The organism is Pseudomonas sp. SLBN-26, assembly GCF_006715895.1.
GTDB lineage: Bacteria > Pseudomonadota > Gammaproteobacteria > Pseudomonadales > Pseudomonadaceae > Metapseudomonas > Metapseudomonas otitidis.
Window position 1 is genome coordinate 3413212 of record NZ_VFOB01000001.1, and the last position, 16537, is coordinate 3429748.

General features: G+C 67.6%; 16 protein-coding genes. 13 read left to right on the forward strand and 3 right to left on the reverse strand.

Translation table 11 applies throughout. The features are described 5' to 3' along the window. The first annotated feature begins 10 nt into the window (after positions 1-10). Both hemL and FBY21_RS15660 read left to right on the forward strand, forming a co-directional pair. Entirely contained in the window at positions 11-1300 is a 1290-nt protein-coding gene (hemL, locus tag FBY21_RS15655) for a glutamate-1-semialdehyde 2,1-aminomutase (RefSeq protein ID WP_142012209.1), read from the forward strand. A gap of 174 nt (positions 1301-1474) precedes the next feature. Further along, the gene (locus tag FBY21_RS15660) at positions 1475-2023 is read left to right on the forward strand and encodes a tetratricopeptide repeat protein (RefSeq protein WP_044410710.1); all 549 of its coding nucleotides are present in this window, start codon (positions 1475-1477) and stop codon (positions 2021-2023) included. Between the two features lie 12 nt (positions 2024-2035). On the opposite strand, the gene FBY21_RS15665 is transcribed toward FBY21_RS15660, so the two are convergent. Further along, positions 2036-2368: a DUF1820 family protein gene (locus FBY21_RS15665; RefSeq protein ID WP_044410713.1), complete on the reverse strand. Its 333-nt coding sequence runs from the start codon at positions 2366-2368 to the stop codon at positions 2036-2038. A 128-nt stretch (positions 2369-2496) separates the two neighbouring features. Here FBY21_RS15665 and miaB point away from each other — a divergent pair, with 128 nt between their 5' ends. The 5 genes from miaB to lnt all read left to right on the forward strand — a co-directional run bounded on the left by miaB (position 2497) and on the right by lnt (position 7868). Beyond that, positions 2497-3837, forward strand: a complete 1341-nt coding sequence (gene miaB / locus FBY21_RS15670; RefSeq protein WP_044410879.1) for a tRNA (N6-isopentenyl adenosine(37)-C2)-methylthiotransferase MiaB — start codon at positions 2497-2499, stop codon at positions 3835-3837. Between the two features lie 87 nt (positions 3838-3924). Then, on the forward strand, positions 3925-4944 hold the full coding sequence (locus FBY21_RS15675) for a PhoH family protein (protein ID WP_044410715.1): 1020 nt from the start codon (positions 3925-3927) through the stop codon (positions 4942-4944). After that, entirely contained in the window at positions 4937-5395 is a 459-nt protein-coding gene (ybeY, locus tag FBY21_RS15680) for an rRNA maturation RNase YbeY (protein ID WP_044410718.1), read from the forward strand. The genes FBY21_RS15675 and ybeY overlap by 8 nt, the downstream gene beginning before the upstream one ends. Positions 5396-5414: 19 nt before the next feature. Beyond that, entirely contained in the window at positions 5415-6254 is an 840-nt protein-coding gene (locus tag FBY21_RS15685) for an HlyC/CorC family transporter (protein ID WP_044410721.1), read from the forward strand. 93 nt (positions 6255-6347) lie between these two features. Next, on the forward strand, positions 6348-7868 hold the full coding sequence (gene lnt, locus FBY21_RS15690) for an apolipoprotein N-acyltransferase (protein ID WP_142012211.1): 1521 nt from the start codon (positions 6348-6350) through the stop codon (positions 7866-7868). A 6-nt stretch (positions 7869-7874) separates the two neighbouring features. Here the strand turns inward: lnt and FBY21_RS15695 are convergent, their stop codons facing one another. Further along, entirely contained in the window at positions 7875-8657 is a 783-nt protein-coding gene (locus FBY21_RS15695; RefSeq protein WP_142012213.1) for a YdcF family protein, read from the reverse strand. Between the two features lie 24 nt (positions 8658-8681). Continuing rightward, positions 8682-9122 (reverse strand): hypothetical protein, encoded by a 441-nt coding sequence (locus tag FBY21_RS15700; RefSeq protein ID WP_044410729.1) that lies wholly within the window; start codon positions 9120-9122, stop codon positions 8682-8684. Between the two features lie 231 nt (positions 9123-9353). Here FBY21_RS15700 and leuS point away from each other — a divergent pair, with 231 nt between their 5' ends. The 6 genes from leuS (at position 9354) to lipA (ending at position 16511) form a co-directional block, all read left to right on the forward strand. After that, complete coding sequence (leuS, locus tag FBY21_RS15705) at positions 9354-11975, forward strand: leucine--tRNA ligase (protein WP_142012215.1); 2622 nt, start codon at positions 9354-9356, stop codon at positions 11973-11975. Between the two features lie 55 nt (positions 11976-12030). Next, the gene (lptE, locus tag FBY21_RS15710; RefSeq protein WP_044410736.1) at positions 12031-12642 is read left to right on the forward strand and encodes an LPS assembly lipoprotein LptE; all 612 of its coding nucleotides are present in this window, start codon (positions 12031-12033) and stop codon (positions 12640-12642) included. A 46-nt stretch (positions 12643-12688) separates the two neighbouring features. Continuing rightward, on the forward strand, positions 12689-13726 hold the full coding sequence (gene holA / locus FBY21_RS15715; protein ID WP_074973171.1) for a DNA polymerase III subunit delta: 1038 nt from the start codon (positions 12689-12691) through the stop codon (positions 13724-13726). A gap of 75 nt (positions 13727-13801) precedes the next feature. After that, complete coding sequence (gene arfA, locus FBY21_RS15720) at positions 13802-13954, forward strand: alternative ribosome rescue factor ArfA (RefSeq protein WP_044410741.1); 153 nt, start codon at positions 13802-13804, stop codon at positions 13952-13954. Between the two features lie 57 nt (positions 13955-14011). Then, complete coding sequence (locus tag FBY21_RS15725; protein ID WP_142012217.1) at positions 14012-15334, forward strand: lytic murein transglycosylase; 1323 nt, start codon at positions 14012-14014, stop codon at positions 15332-15334. Positions 15335-15458: 124 nt separating this feature from the next. Then, positions 15459-16511 (forward strand): lipoyl synthase, encoded by a 1053-nt coding sequence (gene lipA, locus FBY21_RS15730; protein ID WP_044410747.1) that lies wholly within the window; start codon positions 15459-15461, stop codon positions 16509-16511. Positions 16512-16537: the final 26 nt, after the last annotated feature.

Genomic DNA, 16537 nt, shown 5'->3' on the forward strand with positions numbered 1-16537 from the left:
AGAGTTCGACATGTCCCGTTCCGAAACCCTGTTCGCCAACGCCCAGAAACACATCCCCGGCGGCGTCAACTCGCCGGTCCGCGCCTTCCGGAGCGTCGGCGGCACGCCGCTGTTCTTCAAGCATGCGGAAGGCGCCTACGTGACGGACGAGGACGACAAGCGCTACGTGGACTACGTCGGCTCCTGGGGCCCGATGATCCTCGGCCACGGCCACCCGGACGTGCTCGACGCGGTGCGCAACCAGCTGCAGCACGGCCTCTCCTACGGCGCACCCACCGCCATGGAAACCGAGATGGCCGACCTGGTCTGCTCCCTGGTGCCGTCCATGGAGATGGTGCGCATGGTCAGCTCCGGCACCGAGGCGACCATGAGTGCCATCCGCCTGGCCCGCGGCTTCACCGGTCGCGACGCGATCATCAAGTTCGAAGGCTGCTACCACGGTCACTCCGACAGCCTGCTGGTCAAGGCCGGCTCCGGCCTGCTGACCCAGGGCGTGCCCAGCTCGGCCGGCGTGCCGGCGGACTTCGCCAAGCACACCCTGACCCTGCCCTTCAACGACATCGGCGCGGTGGAGAAGACGCTCGGTGAAGTCGGCCAGAGCGTGGCCTGCATCATCGTCGAGCCGGTCGCCGGCAACATGAACTGCGTACCGCCGGCGCCCGGCTTCCTCGAAGGCCTGCGCCGCCTGTGCGACCAGCACGGCGTGGTGCTGATCTTCGACGAAGTGATGACCGGCTTCCGCGTCGCCCTGGGTGGCGCACAGGCCCACTACGGCGTGACCCCGGACCTCTCCACCTTCGGCAAGATCGTCGGCGGCGGCATGCCGGTGGGCTGCTTCGGTGGCAAGCGCGAGATCATGTCCTGCATCGCCCCGCTGGGCCCGGTCTACCAGGCCGGCACCCTGTCCGGTAACCCGCTGGCCATGGCCGCCGGCCTGACCACCCTGAAGCTGATCAGCCGCCCGGGCTTCCACGCCGAGCTGACCGACTACACCACCCGCATGCTCGACGGCCTGCAGCAGCGCGCCGACGCCGCCGGCATTCCCTTCGTGACCACCCAGGCGGGCGGCATGTTCGGCCTGTACTTCAGCGGCGCCGACGACATCGTCACCTTCGACGATGTAATGGCCAGCGACGTCGAGCGCTTCAAGCGCTTCTTCCACCTGATGCTGGACGGCGGCGTCTACCTCGCCCCCAGCGCCTTCGAGGCCGGCTTCACCTCCATCGCCCACGGCGACAAGGAACTGGCCATCACCCTGGACGCTGCCGAACGCGCCTTCACCGAGCTGAAAAAGGGCTGATCCGTTACGCCATCCCTACACCCGGGCGTGCAGGCCATCGGCCTCGCCGCTCGGGTGCGGGAAAAGCGTGCAAAGACTTTGTAAGTAGCGCCCTGCTTATTTCATAATGTGACGGTCGGCGCGTTTCGCCGACCGGGCGGGAGCCCGCTCTGCTTTCCGAGGCGCTGTGATCTGATGAACCGCACCGGCCGCATCCTGACATTGGGCAGCCTGTTGCTCCTTTCTCCCCTGCTGGCCGAAGCCGGCGGCAACTCGCTGCTGATCCCGGCGTCCGGCCGCTGCAACCTCAACACACGCCCCGAAGACCTCCAGGAAGCCCTCTCCAACTGCCAGCAGGCCGCCAAGGCCGGCGACACCGGCGCGCAATACGAGCTGGGCGAGTTCTACTACGACGGCAAGCGCGCCCCGCGCGACCTGCAGCAAGCCCTCAACTGGTTCGAGCAGGCCTCGCTGAAAGGCAACGCCCAGGCGCAATTCCGCCTGGGCAACATGTTCTTCCGGGGTGAAGGCGTGCCGGCCAGCAACGTGCAGGCCTACATCGTGCTGAAGATGGCGGCGGTGAACGGCTCGGACGAGGCGATGGACTCGGCGGACGTGGTGGCCGGGCAGATGCGCGCCGACGAGCTGGAGATCGCCACCCAGGTGCTGGGGCAGATCTTCCGCAACTACCTCATCGAACTGCAGACCGCCGACGGCGGATCGCCCTTCGCCCCCCTGCCCTGAATACCGCGCTGCCTAGCTGCGCTTGTCCGGCATGGGCGGCATGGGGAACGGCATGACGTTGCCCGTGCCCTTGGCCTCGCTGATCTTCGCCGTCCCCAGGCGTTCCACCTCGTCGATGCGGATGATCGCGTGCATCGGCACGAAGCTACGCACCACGCCCTCGAACTGCGCCTTGAGCTTCTCCTCGCTGGGGTCCACCACCAACTGGTTGCGCTCACCGAAGACCAGTTCCTCGATCTCCAGGAACCCCCACAGCTCGCTCTGGAAGATCTGCCGGGCGTAGATCTCGTAGACCTGGCCCTGGTTGAGGAAGATCACCTTGAAGATCGGTTCGTGCTTGCTCATGTAAAGGTCGGTACGGCAGGAAAATGAGGGCGCGAAGCATAGCACGGCGACCGGTCGCACCACCCTAGGAACGCGGGCAGGCCGCGACTATAATGCGCGGTTCTTCGAACCACCCGACCCTGACCTGCATGGCCAAGAAGCTCTATATCGAAACCCACGGCTGCCAGATGAACGAGTACGACTCCTCGCGCATGGCCGACCTGCTGGGCGAACACCAGGCGCTGGAAATGACCGAACGTGCCGAGGAGGCCGACGTCATCCTGCTCAACACCTGCTCCATCCGCGAGAAGGCGCAGGAGAAGGTGTTCTCGCAACTCGGTCGCTGGCGGGAGCTGAAACGCCAGAACCCGGAGCTGGTGATCGGCGTCGGTGGCTGCGTGGCCAGCCAGGAAGGCGCCGCCATCCGTGAGCGCGCGCCCTACGTCGACGTGGTCTTCGGCCCGCAGACCCTGCACCGCCTGCCGGAGATGATCGACGCCGCGCGCACCACCCGCGCGCCCCAGGTGGACATCAGCTTCCCCGAGATCGAGAAGTTCGACCGCCTGCCCGAGCCCCGCGTCGACGGCCCCAGCGCCTTCGTCTCGGTGATGGAAGGCTGCAGCAAGTACTGCACCTTCTGCGTGGTGCCCTACACCCGGGGCGAGGAAGTCAGCCGGCCCTTCGACGACGTGCTGGCCGAGGTGATCCACCTGGCCGAGAACGGCGTGCGCGAGGTCACCCTGCTGGGCCAGAACGTCAACGGCTACCGCGGCCAGACCCACGACGGGCGCATCGCCGACTTCGCCGAGCTGATCCGAGTGGTGGCCGCCGTCGACGGCATCGATCGCATCCGCTACACCACCTCCCACCCGCTGGAGTTCTCCGACGCGCTGATCCAGGCCCACGCCGAAGTGCCGGAGCTGGTGAAGTTCGTCCACCTGCCGGTGCAGGCCGGTTCGGACCGCATCCTCGCGGCGATGAAGCGCAACCACACCGCGCTGGAATACAAGTCGCGCATCCGCAAGCTCAAGGCAGCGGTACCGGACATCTGCATCAGCTCCGACTTCATCGTCGGTTTCCCCGGCGAGACCGACAAGGACTTCGAAGCCACCATGAAACTGGTGGAAGACGTCGGCTTCGACTTCTCCTTCTCCTTCGTCTACAGCTCTCGCCCCGGCACCCCGGCCGCCGACCTGCCCGACGACACCCCGGAAGAAGTGAAGAAGCAGCGCCTGCAGATCCTCCAGGCCCGCATCCACCAGCAGGGCTTCGAGAACAGCCGCCGCATGGTCGGCACCGTCCAGCGCATCCTGGTGAGCGACTTCTCCAAGAAGGACCCGGGCATGCTCCAGGGCCGCACCGAGAACAACCGCATCGTCAACTTCCGCAGCGCCAACCCGCGCCTGATCGGCCAGTTCGTCGACGTGCACATCGACGACGCCCTGCCCCACTCCCTGCGCGGCACGCTGATCGAGGACACCCTGCACTGAAATCCCGGTGCCCGTGCTTCCGCAGCCGGGCACCTGGGTTTATGCTCCATCTCCTGACCTGCCAACGGCGACCAAGAACCCACGACATTGAACGCACCCCTGGATTTGCACCGCTTCACCCTGGAGCCCTTCGAAGCACGTCGATTCGCCAACCTCTGTGGCCAGTTCGACGAACACCTGCGGCTGATCGAACAGCGCATGGCCATCGAGATCCGTAACCGCGGCAACCAGTTCGAGCTGGTGGGCGACCCCCAGCGCACCCAGGCCACCGAGCACCTGCTGCGCCGCCTCTACCGTGAGACCGAAGCCACCGAGCTGTCCCCGGACATGGTCCACCTGTTCCTCCGGGAAACCGGCATGGACGAGCTGGCCAACCCCAAGATGGAAGCCAGCGTCGCCCTGCGCACCCGCAAGGGCATGATCCGTCCGCGCGGCATCAACCAGCAGCGCTACGTGAAGTCCATCCTCGACCACGACATCAACTTCGGCATCGGCCCGGCCGGTACCGGCAAGACCTACCTGGCCGTCGCCTGCGCCGTGGACGCCCTGGAGCGCGAGCAGGTGCGCCGCATCCTGCTGGTACGCCCGGCGGTGGAAGCCGGCGAGAAGCTGGGCTTCCTCCCCGGCGACCTGACCCAGAAGATCGACCCCTACCTGCGCCCGCTCTACGACGCCCTCTACGAGATGCTCGGCTTCGAGCAGGTGGCCAAGCTGATCGAAAAGCAGGTGATCGAGGTCGCCCCGCTGGCCTACATGCGTGGCCGCACCCTTAACAACAGCTTCATCATTCTCGACGAGAGTCAGAACACCACCGTCGAGCAGATGAAGATGTTCCTGACCCGTATCGGCTTCGGCTCCACGGCCGTCATCACCGGCGACATCACCCAGGTCGACCTGCCCCGGGGCACCCGCTCCGGCCTGGCCCACGTGATCGACGTGCTGCGTGACGTGCCCGGCATCGCCTTCACCCACTTCAAGTCCCACGACGTGGTCCGCCACCCGCTGGTGCAGCGCATCGTCGAAGCCTACGACCGCTACGACAACCGCGCCCAGGCCAAGCCGCGTCCTGCCGACAACGATCCGGGTGCGATCAATCCCGATGCTTGAACTCGACCTGCAACTGGCCAGCGAGGCCAGTGACCTGCCCGGCGAAGCCGACTTCCGCCGCTGGTGCACCCTGGCCCTGCGCCAGCGCCAGGGCGACTCCGAGCTGACCATCCGTCTGGTGGACGAGCCCGAGGGCCGCGAGCTGAACCGCACCTGGCGGCACAAGGACTACGCCACCAACGTGCTGTCCTTCCCCGCCGACGTGCCCGAGGAGTTCCTCGACATCCCACTGCTGGGCGACCTGGTGATCTGCGCCCCGGTGGTGGCCCGCGAGGCCGCCGAGCAGGGCAAGGCCCTCGACGCCCACTGGGCGCACCTGGTGATTCACGGCTGCCTGCACCTCCTGGGTTACGACCACATCGAGGACGAGGAAGCCGAAGAAATGGAAGCGCTGGAACGGGAGTTGCTGGCCGAACTCGGCCACCCCGACCCGTACCGCGACGACGAGTGAGAAACCCGAGCAAGGACATATGAGCGAAGATCGATCGAGCAACGGGCACAGGTCCTGGCTGGAAAAGCTGACCCAGGCCTTTGCCCATGAGCCGAAAAGCCGCCAGGAGCTGCTGGAGCTGCTGCGCGAAGCCCACCAGAACAAACTGCTGGACAGCGAGGCGCTGTCCATCGTCGAGGGCGCCATCCAGGTGGCTGACCTGCAGGTGCGCGACATCATGGTGCCGCGCTCGCAGATGATCAGCATCAAGGCCACCCAGACACCCCGCGAGTTCCTCCCCGCCATCATCGACGCCGCGCACTCGCGCTACCCGGTGATCGGCGAAGGCCTGGACGACGTCATGGGCATCCTCCTGGCCAAGGACCTGCTGCCGCTGATCCTCCAGGACCCCGAGCGCCCCTTCAACATCAAGGAGCTGCTGCGCCCGGCCACCTTCGTGCCCGAGTCCAAGCGCCTCAACGTGCTGCTCCGCGAGTTCCGCGCCAACCACAACCACATGGCCGTGGTCATCGACGAATACGGCGGCGTGGCGGGCCTGGTGACCATCGAGGACGTGCTCGAGCAGATCGTCGGCGACATCGAGGATGAGCACGACGTCGAGGAAGACAGCTACATCAAGCCGCTGCCCAGCGGCGACTTCATCGTCAAGGCGCTGACCCCGGTGGATGCCTTCAACAGCTTCTTCGAAACCGACTTCTCCGAAGACGAGTTCGATACCATCGGTGGCCTGGTCATGGGCGCCTTCGGGCACCTGCCCAAGCGCAACGAGACCACCGAGATCGGCGGCTTCCGCTTCCGCGTGCTCAACGCCGACAGCCGCCGCCTGCACCTGCTGCGCCTCAGCCCGATCAACCGCTGACCGCCACCACGCCCGTCGCTTCCCGGCGCGGGCGTGGCCCGGCTAGACTGCGCGGCGTTCCGGGCCCTCCACTGCCCCGCCCAAGGATTGCGCATGAACTGGATCACCCGCCCCGGCTGGCCGGGCAACCTGCTGGCCCTGGCTGCCGGCGCCCTCACCCCGCTGGCCATGGCGCCCTTCGACTACTGGCCGCTGTCGCTGCTGTCCCTCGCCCTGTTCTACCTCGGCCTGCGCGGGCTCGGCCCCAAGGCCGCCTTCGGCCGGGGCTGGTGCTACGGCTTCGGCCTGTTCATCGCCGGCACCAGCTGGATCTACGTCAGCATCCATGACTACGGCGGCGCCTCGGCGCCGCTGGCGGCACTGCTCACCGGCGGCTTCAGCGCCGGCGTGGCCTTGTTCTTCGCCATTCCCGCCGCGCTCTGGGCACGCTGGTTCCGCCGCAACGAGGCCCCGCTGGCCGACGCCCTGGCCTTCGCCGCGCTGTGGCTGGCCCAGGAGGCCTTCCGTGGCTGGTTCCTCACCGGTTTCCCCTGGCTCTACGCCGGCTACAGCCAGCTGGACGGCCCCCTGGCGGGCCTGGCCCCGCTCGGCGGTGTCTGGCTGGTGTCGTTCGCCCTCGCCCTGAGCGCTGCCCTGCTGGTCAACCTGGTGCGCCTGCGCCGGGCCCCGGCCTTCCTGGTGGCCGCCCTGGGTCTGCTGGCGGCCCCCTGGATCACCGGGCTGGCCCTCAAGGACCACGCCTGGACCCGACCGCTGGGCGAGAAGCTCGACGTGGTCGCCCTGCAGGGCAATGTGGAGCAGAACCTGAAATGGGACCCGGCGCAGCTGGAAGCCCAGCTGGCGCTCTACCGCGACATGACCCTGGCGGCGCGCCGCACCGACCTGATCATCTGGCCGGAAACCGCCGTACCGGTACTGAAGGAACACGCCGAAGGCTTCCTCTCCGTCATGGGCCGCGTCGCCCACGACCGCCAGGCCGCACTGATCACCGGTGTGCCGATCCGCCAGGCCAACGAGCGGGGCGAGAAGCGCTACTACAACGGCATCACCGTGGTCGGCGACGGCCAGGGCACCTACCTCAAGCAGCAACTGGTGCCGTTCGGCGAATACGTTCCGCTGCAGGATGTGCTGCGCGGGCTGATCGCCTTCTTCGACCTGCCCATGTCCGACTTCGCCCGCGGCCCCGCCGACCAGCAGCCGCTGCTGGCCAAGGGCTACAGGATCGCGCCGTACATCTGCTACGAAGTGGTCTACCCCGAGTTCGCCGCCAGCCTGGCCGCCCAGAGCGACCTGCTGCTGACCGTGTCCAACGACACCTGGTTCGGCACCTCCATCGGACCGCTGCAGCACCTGCAGATGGCGCAGATGCGGGCGCTGGAGGCCGGACGCTGGATGATCCGCGCCACCAACAACGGCGTCACCGTGCTGATCGACCCCTTCGGCCGCATCGAAACCGCCATCCCGCAGTTCGAGAAGGCCTCGCTCTACGGCCAGGTGGAGCCCATGCAGGGCCTCACCCCGTACCTGAAATGGCGCTCCTGGCCGCTGGCCATTCTGTGTGGCCTGTTGTTCGGCTGGGCCCTGCTGGCCAGCCGCATCGCCAAGACCGTCTGACCCGACTCACTCGCTGGCAACCGCTCCCGGGCGGTATGCCAGCGGGTAGGCCAACAGGCCCAGCGCCTCGTTGAGCAACATCCCGCTGTGCCATACCGCTACCGTCTCCGGCAGCCAACCGCCGAACGGCCGTGAATTGGGCGAGGAGAGGAACGACGACGGCGCCGTGATCACCTCCAGCCCCGCCTGCTCGAAGCACCAGCGTGCGCGCTGCATGTGGAAGCCCTGGGTCACCAGCACCACCCGCTCGACGCCTTCGGCCTTGAGGATGCGCGCCGACTCCACGGCGTTCTCCCAGGTGGTCCGGCTCGCCTCTTCCCGCCAGCGCACCGGCACGCCCAGGTCACGCTCGAACGACTCGGCCATGATCGCCGCCTCGCTGGGCGGCTGGCCGTAGTGGAACCCGCCAGTGACCAACACCGGTAGCTGGGTGGCCTTGGCGATCCGCGCGGCGTAGCGCATGCGCTCCATGGCCAGCAGGCTGGGCTGGTCGCCGTCCCAGGCGGGGTCATCGCGAACCCGCCCGGCACCCAGCACGACGATGGCCTGGGCGCGCCCGGGCAGTTCGGCCCAGCGCGCCTCCTGCAAGGGCGGTTCGGTTTCCAGCCAGCCGGCCAGGGTTTCCACCGTCACCGGCAGGCTCATCGTCCACAGGCCACCGAACCCCATCAGGAAACAGACGAACGCCAGGCGGGGGCGACGCGCACGCCACCACCAGGCCATCAACAGCAGGACCAAAAGGATGCCCGGCGGCATCAGCAGTTGTTTGAACAGATAGCGAATCGGCATCGGCACCTCCAGGGTGCGCGAAGCCTATCGGGGATTGCCGGCGCGGAAAAGCTGGGACCCGCAGGTACCGCAGGCCTGGACACCCTGGCCACGTTGCCAGTTGGCCGGCGCGCCACAGAGGGCACAGAGCAGTTGCTGCCGACGCTTGAACAGCGGACGGGCCGCGCGGGCGGGCGGAGCGCTCTTGGGATTGCGCACGGGCTTCGCCGCACGAGTAGGTTGCTGCTCGATGAGGGCAAGTTCCTCGGCTGCCGCGTGCCAGCCGCGCAACCAGTTCAGGTCCTTGTCGAGATAAGCCCGGATCAACGCCAGCTCGGCGGGGCTCAGCCCCTTGAGCTCCAGTTCGCTCGGGTGTTCGTTGCGCAGGCGCTCAGCCGTGTCCGCCTCGTCCAGCGCCAGGGCCAGACGATGCAGCAGACGCTCATAGAGCCCACCCGCCGTTTCTGCTCGCCTCGTCTCCACCATGCAGCACCTCGATACACACTGCAGCGCCCTCATGAAGCAGAAGCTTAGCGGTCACCAGGGCCCCCGCAGGATGGCCGCGACAAACGGCGGCGGGGCGCGGCCCGCGCGCAATCAGGGTTTCCCTCTGCCAATGGCGCTCATGTATGCTACGGCGCTTGAATTTACGTTTCGCACGCGGTTCAGCGCCCTTCGCGGCCCCGATCCGATGCCCATTTATCAGCGCAAGTAGCCATGCACGAAAACTACCAGCCCCGTGATATCGAAGCCGCCGCGCAGGCCCATTGGGACGCGCACAAATCCTTTGAAGTGAGCGAACAGGCCGGCAAGGACACCTTCTATTGCCTGTCCATGTTCCCCTACCCGAGCGGCAAGCTACACATGGGGCACGTGCGCAACTACACCATCGGCGACGTGATTGCCCGCTACCACCGCATGCAGGGCAAGAACGTGCTGCAGCCCATGGGCTGGGACGCCTTCGGCATGCCGGCGGAAAACGCCGCCATGAAGAACAACGTCGCCCCGGCCAAGTGGACCTACGAGAACATCGCCTACATGAAGGCCCAGCTGAAGAGCCTGGGCCTGGCGATTGACTGGTCCCGCGAGGTCACCACCTGCAAGCCGGACTACTACCGCTGGGAACAGTGGCTGTTCACACGCCTGTTCGAGAAGGGCGTGATCTACCGCAAGAACGGCACCGTAAACTGGGACCCGGTGGACCAGACCGTGCTGGCCAACGAGCAGGTCATCGACGGCCGTGGCTGGCGTTCGGGCGCGCTGATCGAGAAGCGCGAAATCCCGATGTACTACTTCAAGATCACCGCCTACGCCGAAGAGCTGCTCAGCAGCCTCGACGACCTGCCGGGCTGGCCCGAGCAGGTCAAGACCATGCAGCGCAACTGGATCGGCAAGTCCCGCGGGATGGAAGTCAGCTTCCCCTATGACGCCGCCAGCATCGGCCGGGACGGCGCGCTGAAGGTCTTCACCACCCGCCCCGACACCCTGATGGGCGCCACCTACGTGGCCGTGGCCGCCGAGCACCCGCTGGCCGCCATCGCCCTGACCAAGCTGCCGGCCGACAAGGCCGCCGAGCTGCAGGCCTTCATCGACGAGTGCAAGCGCGGCGGCGTCGCCGAAGCCGACATCGCCACCCAGGAGAAGAAAGGCCTGGCCACCCCGCTGTTCGTCGAGCACCCGCTGACCGGCGAGAAGCTCCCGGTATGGGTCGCCAACTACGTGCTGATGAACTACGGCGAAGGCGCCGTGATGGCCGTCCCGGCCCACGACGAGCGCGACTTCGCCTTCGCCGCCAAGTACAACCTGCCGGTCAAGCCGGTGGTGCGCACCAGCGCCGGTGACGAGACCCCCGCCCCCTGGCAGGACGCCTACGGCGAGCACGGCCAGCTGATCAACTCCGGCGCATTCGACGGCCTGGACTTCCAGGGTGCCTTCGACGCCATCGAAGTGGCCCTGCAGAAGAAGGGCCTCGGCCAGTCGCGCACCCAGTTCCGCCTGCGCGACTGGGGCATCAGCCGCCAGCGCTACTGGGGCTGCCCGATCCCGATCATCCATTGCCCGAGCTGCGGCGACGTGCCGGTCCCCGAGGACCAGCTCCCCGTCGTGCTGCCCGAAGACGTGGTGCCGGACGGCGCCGGCAGCCCGCTGGCGAAGATGCCCGAGTTCTACGAATGCACCTGCCCGAAATGCGGCACGGCGGCCAAGCGCGAAACCGACACCATGGACACCTTCGTGGAAAGCTCCTGGTATTTCGCCCGCTACGCCTCGCCAACCTATGACAAGGGCATGGTCGATCCGGCTGCCGCCAACCACTGGCTACCAGTGGACCAGTACATCGGCGGCATCGAGCATGCCATCCTGCACCTGCTCTACGCGCGCTTCTTCCACAAGCTGATGCGTGACGAAGGCCTGGTCAGCTCCGACGAGCCGTTCAAGAACCTGCTGACCCAGGGCATGGTGGTCGCCGAGACCTACTACCGCACCGCCTCCAACGGCGGCAAGGACTGGTTCAACCCGGCCGACGTCGAAGTCGAGCGTGACGCCAAGGCCAAGGTCATCGGCGCGCGCCTGAAGACCGACGGCCTGCCGGTGGAAATCGGCGGCACCGAGAAGATGTCCAAGTCGAAGAACAACGGCGTGGACCCGCAGGCCATGATCGACGCCTACGGCGCCGACACCTGCCGCCTGTTCATGATGTTCGCCTCGCCGCCGGACATGAGCCTGGAATGGTCCGACGCCGGCGTCGAAGGCGCCAGCCGCTTCCTGCGCCGCGTCTGGCGCCTGGCCCAGGCCCACGTCAACGCCGGTCTGCCGGCTGCGCTGGACACCGCCGCCCTCTCCGACGCCCAGAAGGACGTGCGCCGCGCCATCCACCTGGCCATCAAGCAGGCCAGCCAGGATGTCGGCCAGCACCACAAGTTCAACACCGCCATCGCCGCCGTGATGACCCTGATGAACGTGCTGGAGAAAGCGCCCCAGGCCGACGCCCAGGACCGCGCCCTGCTCCAGGAAGGCCTGGAGACCGTGGCCCTGCTGCTGGCCCCGATCACCCCGCACATCTGCCACGAACTCTGGCGCGAACTGGGCCATGCGGACGCCGTCATCGACGCCGCCTGGCCGAAGGTCGACGAGAGCGCGCTGGTGCAGGACACCCTGCAACTGGTGGTGCAGGTCAACGGCAAGCTCCGTGGCCAGATCGAGGTGGCGGCCGACGCCAGCCGCGAGACCGTCGAGGCAATCGCCCGCGCCAACGAGAACGTGCTGCGCTTCACCGAAGGCCTGACCATCCGCAAGGTGATCGTGGTCCCGGGCAAGCTGGTCAACATTGTCGCCAACTGACTTCACACCGGGGCTGCCGCGCAGCCCCGGCGATTCGCCAAGGGGAAAACCAACGATGAAGAAACGGAATCTGCTGGTCCTGGGCCTGACGCTGACACTCGGCGCCTGCGGCTTCCAGCTGCGCGGCACCGGCGACACCCAGTTCGCCCTCAAGGAAGTGGACGTCACCGCCCGCAACTCCTACGGCGAAACCGTCAAGCAACTGCGCCAGTTGCTCAAGCACAGCCACGTCAAGGTACATGCCGGTGCGCCCTACCGCATCGTCCTGACCCGCGAACAGGAAGAAAGCCGTTCCGCCAGCTACAGCGGCAACTCGCGCACCTCCGAATACCAGCTGAGCAACACCCTGGACTACGAGATCCGTGGCGGCCAGAAAGACCTGCTGCTGCTGCAGGACCGCGTCGACGTACAGCGCTACTACACCCACGACAGCAACAACCTGATCGCCTCCGACCAGGAATCCGCGCAACTGCGCCAGGAAATGCGCCGCGACCTGATCCAGCAAGTGGCCATGCGCCTGCAGCTGATCACCCCTGAGCAGCTGGACACGCTGCAGGCCCAGGCGGAAGCCAAGGCCCAGGCCGAAGCAGAAGCACTGGAAGCCGCCCGTCGCGCGGAAGAAGCGCAGCAGCCGCAGCAATCCCCGCTGCAACTGCCCATCAAGTAAGTGCCCCGCCCGGTTGCGCGATCGCGCCGCCGGGCAGCCCTCCCCCATGAAGCTCAACGCCGCCCAGCTCAGCAAGCACCTGCAAGGCAACCTCGCCCCCGTCTATGTCGTCAGCGGTGACGAACCCCTGCTCTGCCAGGAAGCCTGCGACGCCATCCGCAGCGCCTGCCGCGCCCGCGACTTCAGCGAGCGCCAGGTGTTCAACGCCGAGAACAACTTCGACTGGGGCCTGCTGCTGGAGGCCGGAGCCAGCCTGTCGCTGTTCGCCGAGCGCCGCCTGATCGAGCTGCGCCTGCCCTCCGGCAAGCCCGGCGACAAGGGCGCAGCAGCCCTGATGGAATACCTGGCCCGACCGCCGGAAGACACCGTCCTGCTGGTCAGCCTGCCCAAGCTGGATGGCAGCACGCAGAAGACCAAATGGGCCAAGGCCCTGATCGACGGCGCGGACGCCCAGTTCATCCAGATCTGGCCGGTGGACGCCCACCAGCTGCCCCAGTGGATCCGCCAGCGCATGGCCCAGGCCGGCCTGGCCGCGAGCCAGGAAGCGGTGGACCTGATCGCCGCCCGGGTGGAAGGCAACCTGCTGGCCGCCGCCCAGGAGATCGAAAAGCTCAAGCTGCTCGCCGAAGGTGCCCAGGTGGATGCCGCCACGGTCCAGGCGGCCGTTGCCGACAGCGCCCGTTTCGATGTCTTCGGCCTGATCGACGCCGCACTCAACGGCGAACCCGCGCACACCCTGCGCACCCTCGAAGGCCTGCGGGGCGAAGGGGTGGAAACCCCGGTGATCCTCTGGGCCCTCGCCCGTGAGCTGCGCCAGCTGGCCGGCATCGCCCAGCAGTACGCCCAGGGCGTCCCGCTGGAGAAAGCCTTCGCCTCGGCCCGCCCCCCAATCTGGGACAAGCGCCGCCCCCTGGTCAGCCGTGCCCTGCAGCGCCACCCGGCCTCGCGCTGGAACCAGCTGCTCAGCGATGCCCAGCGCATCGATGCGCAGATCAAGGGTCAGGCACCCGGCGATCCGTGGATCGGCCTGGCACACCTGGCCCTCAGCCTCGCCGGCCAGCGCCTGCCCATCCCCGCCGCCTGACACTGGACATCGCCCACACGCGGGCGCAAGATGCGCGCGCCTGCAACCCCGCAGGCGCCCAGTGGAGAACCGGCCATGGCCAAGCAACGCAAGAAACCCAACAAGGCGAAGAGCATCGTCGCCCAGCCCCTGTTCCGCAGCCGCCAGGAACAGCCACTGAAAGGCAAAGGCAGCTACCGCAGAGAAGCCTCCCGTAACTGGGAGGCTTCTTCGCTTCTGGCCGCCTGAAAACCCGGCATCCGTGCTAAGGTCGCGGCTTGTTTGGCCTGCCGTCGAGACCTATCCATGTTCCGCGCACCAGCCCCCGGCCCCATGCTCCGCAGCCTGGCCGTGGCTTCCACCCTCGCAGCCCTGAGCGCCTGCGCCGAAACACCCACTGCCACCGCGCCCGCCCCGCAGCCCAATACCGCCACGACCACCACCGTGCTGGCCACGCCCGGCCCGTCGAGCACCACCGCAACCCCGTCCCCGGTGATCGCACAGCCCAGCGAGAGCTTCGAACAATGGCGTGACCGTTTCCGCCAGGAAGCCCTGGCTGCCGGCATCCGCGCCACCATCCTCGACCAGGCCTTCGTCGGCGTCACCCCCGACCCGAGCGTGGTGGCCGCCGACCAGAGCCAGCCCGAGTTCACCCGCCCCGTCTGGGAATACCTCGACGGCGCACTGTCGCCCTACCGCGTGCGCAAGGGCCAGGGCCTGCTGAAACAGCACGCCACCCTGCTCAGTGCCATCGAAAGCCGCTACGGCGTCGACCGCCAGGCCCTGGTGGCGGTGTGGGGCATGGAGAGCAGCTTCGGCCAGTTCATGGGCGACAAGTCGGTGATCCGCTCCCTCGCCACCCTGGCGTATGAAGGACGTCGCCCGGCCTTCGCCCACGAACAGCTGATCGCCGCCCTCGGCATCATCCAGCACGGCGACATCCAGCCCGCCGGCATGCGCGGCTCCTGGGCCGGCGCCATGGGCCAGACCCAGTTCATCCCCACCACCTACAACAGCCACGCCGTGGACTTCGACGGCGACGGTCGCCGCGACATCTGGAACTCCACCGCCGACGCCCTGGCCTCCACCGCCCACTACCTCAAGGCCTCCGGCTGGCAGATGGGCAAACCCTGGGGCGCCGAGGTGCGACTGCCGGCCGGCTTCGACTACGCCCAGGCCGACGCGGACATCCGCAAGACGGTCGGTGAGTGGCGCCAGCTCGGGGTCCAGGTGCCCCTGGCACCGGGCCTCGACCAGGACCGCGCCTCGCTGCTGGTGCCCGCCGGCCATCGCGGCCCGGCCTTCCTGGTGCTGGACAACTTCCGCGCCATCCTGCGCTACAACAACTCCTCCTCCTACGCCCTGGCCGTAGGCCTGCTGGCCCAGCGTTTCGACGGCGCGGGGCAGATCGCCGGCGCCTGGCCGAAGGAGGACCGCCCCCTCAGCCGCACCGAGCGCATCGAGCTTCAGGAAGCCCTTGCCAGCAGCGGCTACAGCCCGGGTAGCGCCGACGGCATCATCGGCGCCAACACCCGCAAGGCCATCCGCGGCTACCAGCAGCGCCTGGGCTGGCCCGCCGACGGCTACCCCACGCCAGCCCTGCTGCTGCAACTGCGCAACGGCCACTGACACCCTTCTGTCGCCGGGCCCGAGCGGCCCGGCGGCTGCCAGACCGGCGCCGCCTTTGTGGTAGAATCCGCCACCCTCCTTGCCCCCTGCGGCAGCCTGATCAGCCTCTAGCGGAGCCCGTCCGATGTCCGATACCAGCCCGTCCAAACCCGTCGCCAGTGGCGAGAAGTTCCGTACGGCCCAGGGGATCACCGCAATCAAGGACGGCCAGAAGCGCCGCAACTCCGCCGAGCCCCAGGTGTTCGAACCCAAGCCCAAGTGGCTGCGGGTCAAGGCACCCGGTGGCAGCCGCTTCGAGGCGGTCAAGCGCAACGTCGGCGAACACCGCCTGAGCACCGTGTGCCAGGAATCCCACTGCCCGAACATGGGCGAATGCTGGTCCAACGGCACCGCCACCATCATGCTGATGGGCTCGGTGTGCACCCGTGCCTGCCGCTTCTGCGCCGTGGACACCGGCAACCCCAACGGCTGGCTGGACCTGGAAGAGCCGCAGAACACCGCCAAATCCGTCGAGCTGATGGCCTTGCGCTACATCGTGCTGACCTCGGTGGACCGCGATGACCTCGACGACGGCGGCGCCAGCCACTACGCCGCCTGCGTGCGCGCCATCAAGGAGCGCACCCCCCAGGTGGTGGTCGAGGCGCTGACGCCGGACTTCGACGGCGACCTGCCGTCCATCGAACGCGTGGTGGATTCGGGGCTGGAAGTGTTCGCCCAGAACGTCGAGACGGTGAAGCGCCTCACCCACATCGTCCGTGACCCCCGCGCCGGCTACGAGAAGACCCTCGACGTGCTGGCCCACGCCAAGCGCCATCGCCCGTCGGTCCTGACCAAGACCAGCCTGATGCTGGGCCTGGGCGAGACCGATGAGGAAATCATCGAGACCATGGACGACCTGCGCGCCATCGGTGTCGACATCCTCACCCTCGGCCAGTACCTGCAGCCGACCCGCAACCACCTGCCGGTGCAGCGCTGGGTCAGCCCGGAAGAGTTCAACCGCTTCCGCGACATCGGCCTGGAGAAGGGCTTCATGGAGGTCGCCGCCGGCCCGCTGGTGCGCTCCAGCTACCGCGCCGACCGGGTATTCGAGAAGAACAACCTGGGCCTCGCGGCGCCGGTACCGGTTCCCGGCCAGTCCACCGACGAGAGCCTGATCCCGGCCCTCAACCTGAACTGATCCGCGCTCAGTAAAAAGCCCCCGTC